Source organism: Aliterella sp. E5.1 (assembly GCF_057473825.1).
Genome location: NZ_JBYCCV010000211.1, coordinates 1 through 3,136, shown reverse-complemented (window position 1 = coordinate 3,136; position 3,136 = coordinate 1). Strand labels below are relative to the sequence as shown.

2 protein-coding genes and 2 pseudogenes are annotated in these 3,136 nt (G+C 42.3%); 1 reads left to right on the top strand and 3 read right to left on the bottom strand.

Going from position 1 to position 3,136, the window contains the following annotated elements; all coding sequences use genetic code 11:
• The coding region (locus tag AC2VE5_RS25165; protein WP_486886923.1) for an IS1/IS1595 family N-terminal zinc-binding domain-containing protein at positions 1 to 97 on the bottom strand (97 nt) is incomplete at its 3' end.
• A gap of 319 nt (positions 98 to 416) precedes the next feature.
• On the opposite strand from AC2VE5_RS25165, the gene AC2VE5_RS25160 reads away from it, so the two are divergent.
• Positions 417 to 2,165 carry an ABC transporter ATP-binding protein/permease gene (locus tag AC2VE5_RS25160; RefSeq protein ID WP_486890327.1) on the top strand — a complete coding sequence of 583 codons (1,749 nt, stop codon included), beginning with the start codon at positions 417 to 419 and terminating at the stop codon, positions 2,163 to 2,165.
• On the opposite strand, the pseudogene AC2VE5_RS25155 reads toward AC2VE5_RS25160, so the two are convergent.
• A pseudogene (locus AC2VE5_RS25155) lies at positions 2,164 to 2,379 on the bottom strand (heavy metal translocating P-type ATPase); the annotation flags it as partial. The gene AC2VE5_RS25160 and the pseudogene AC2VE5_RS25155 sit on opposite strands and share 2 nt — an antisense overlap.
• Positions 2,380 to 3,030: 651 nt before the next feature.
• Positions 3,031 to 3,136: pseudogene (locus tag AC2VE5_RS25150) on the bottom strand (transposase); the annotation flags it as partial.

Here is a 3,136-nt window from a genome sequence, read left to right as displayed (position 1 = left end):
ACGTCTGTTGGCAAACAGGACAGAGATAGCGTTGATGTCCGTTGGGCATCTTGCCGTGTTTATGGGCTTTAGAATGATCACACAAAGGGCATTGCATGGACGAGTTGCAGATGAGAGATCCCCTCTACTCTACCAATCCCACGTTTATTTGACGCACTACCCAAAAACTTTTGACACTCACCAAGCAAAGTTTCTTTAAAAATGCGAACAGTGTAGCGATCGCATCGGGTTAATTTTCATATCTCCTATATGTGTTTAATACAAATTTGTTATAAGTTAGAGCTACTTTTAAATCAAAGTTAATAAAATTGATATTTTTATTAATCTTATTAAATTAGTTTATACATTTGAACTATATAAGCTTTTCTGTGAGTATTTAGCTTTTATATAGTGTTAACAATATCTAGGAACAAATCGTGACTCAAGTTGAGCGAAGACAGCGAAAACTAGATTGGCAATTATGGCAGCGATTTTGGGCAATTGCTAAACCTTATTGGTTTTCTCAAGAAAAATGGAAAGCAAGAAGCTTACTTGCACTCTTGCTTTTCTTGTCCTTATTAGTAAGCGGACTCAACGTATTAATTAGCTACGTCGGTCGTTTTTTTCAAACTGCACTTGCTAATAAAGATGTCCCTACATTTTGGAGATTTTTATTTATCTATGCCGCCGTTTTTGTTGTTGGTACGCCACTTGTAGTAATTTATCGCTATATGCAACAAAAGCTAGGACTTCGCTGGCGAAGATGGCTGACAGATAGTTTTTTAGATAAATATTTTTACCAGCGGTCTTATTATCAAATCAATTGGGATCGAAAAATAGATAACCCAGACCAACGAATTTCTCAAGACATTAATTCTTTTACCAGCACCTCATTATCATTTCTATTACTCTTGCTAAGTTCAATTATCGATTTAATTGCATTTACTGGTATTCTTTGGTCAATTTCTATTCCACTGACAGTTGTTTTGATTGCTTATGCAATTTTTGGTACTGTCGTTACAGTTTTCTTTGGTAAGCGATTGGTCGGACTTAACTTCAATCAACTCAGACGAGAAGCCGACTTTCGCTACGGTTTAGTCCACGTTCGCAATCATGCCGAATCAATTGCTTTTTATCGCGGAGAACAGCAAGAATCATTTCAGGTGAGGCAACGTTTTCAAGAGGCATTGCAGAACTTTAGTTTGTTAATTAGATGGCAGCGAAATCTAGGTTTTTTCACTACAGGATTTAACTATTTTGTGGTGATTTTACCTACTCTGATTGTAGCGCCACTCTACTTTGCAGGTAGAATTGACTTTGGGGCGATCGCTCAAGCTAATTTTGCATTTACTCAAGTGTTAGGAGCGTTAGCAATAGTAGTATCCCAGTTTGAAGACATTAGTGCTTTTGCTGCTGGGATAAATCGTTTAGCAGCTTTTAAACAAGTATTGGAAACACCAAATGCAGGTGCGAAACCCGATGCAACTGTAATCGACACACAAATAGATTCTTACATTGCAACAAAAAATCTCACCCTCTTTACTCCAAACTACCAACAGAATTTAGTTAAAGATCTGTCGTTGAGGATGCAACCAGGCGAAGGTTTACTAATTGTAGGACCGAGTGGCGCTGGTAAAAGTTCAATTTTACGGGCGATCGCGGGACTATGGAATGCTGGTACAGGCTCAATCGTGCGTCCTCTACCAGAGGAAATGCTATTTTTACCCCAGCGTCCCTACATGATTTTAGGTTCTTTGCGCGCTCAATTATTGTATCCGCACACTGACAAGGATATTGAAGACGAGCGGCTCGATCGCGTTTTGCAGCAAGTGAACTTAACAGATCTATCCCATAGATTCGGTGGACTTGATGCCGAGTTAGACTGGGCTAACGCTTTATCTTTAGGAGAACAACAGCGTTTAGCATTTGCGCGGCTACTGCTAACCCAACCCCATTATGCAATTCTAGATGAAGCCACGAGTGCATTGGATCTGAAAAACGAGGAACGCCTTTATCAGCAGTTGAGTGCGATCGCTACTATGTTTATTAGTGTGGGTCATCGCAGCAGCTTAGTAAAGTATCATCACCAAGTTTTAGAGTTAGATGGAAATTCAGGTTGGCAACTTCTTCCGGTTCAAACTTATATCCAACGATCTCAAAACGAGCGGTCGGAAGAACTTTTCTAATGATCCCTATTTTGCTATGCAGTTCGCTCCAGGTCCCGCGTAGGAACACCCAGCCACCATAGAAGTAGATGACGATACTGAGAATGGGACTAATCCAGTTAGCACCTAGAAAGGCGATCGCTTTGTATCCCACCCACTCTTGCAGTTGCGCGGAGAAATAAAGAATAGGTATGGTGAGGGCTAAACAGATAAAGAAACGTCGCGTGAAGCACTCCAATCCGCTTCGCTGAGATTGGAGCTTCCAATCGCAACAGAGAGAGACGGTTTTATTCGTCCTCGGAGTTTCCCGTCTCAACAGCCGATGCCATGTTAGGTACTCTTGCGAGTTCGGGACTAAACCCGATGATGGTCTTACTCAGCCTCCACAAGCAGCTGCCCTCCTTCCGAAGGCAGAAATATTTGTTTTTTTTGGTTTAGAACTCTTGTATAAAAAGTTACGTTATTTACCTTTCAAGGTCTGTGCAGTATCTAGCCTTTTTGTCTGCTCTGCAAGCGGTTCAACTACGTAAGGCTACATCCTCCCTCCCAACTAGAGCTTTGGGTATGTACTAATTGTAACATGGATTGGCGATTCCGCGCTAACGCGCCGCTTCGCTAACATCCATCTCCTCTCCCGTTATGCCGTAGGCATAACATCATCACAGATAGAATCGTCACCCCCTCGCTATCCATCCCTACCCTCAGCGAAGCGGGGTAGGGACTTCCACGATTACGGTTAAAAATTGCTGGATCGTGCGTGATGCCCTGAGTGTCCCCTATGTCCAGCCTGTCCCGCGTGTCCGTGATGGGGAGTATCTGCATGATGCTCGTTATGTCCATGGTGATGCGATCGCTCTTTGTGCTGTATAGAACCCATTTGACATCTCTAAAAGGCGGCAAGTCGCTTAATCATTAACCTGACGAAGCAGAGATTGAGCTTCGTGGTGGCATTGGTCAAGGTGCGCTCAAAGTTCTTAACGAGGATCTTACAT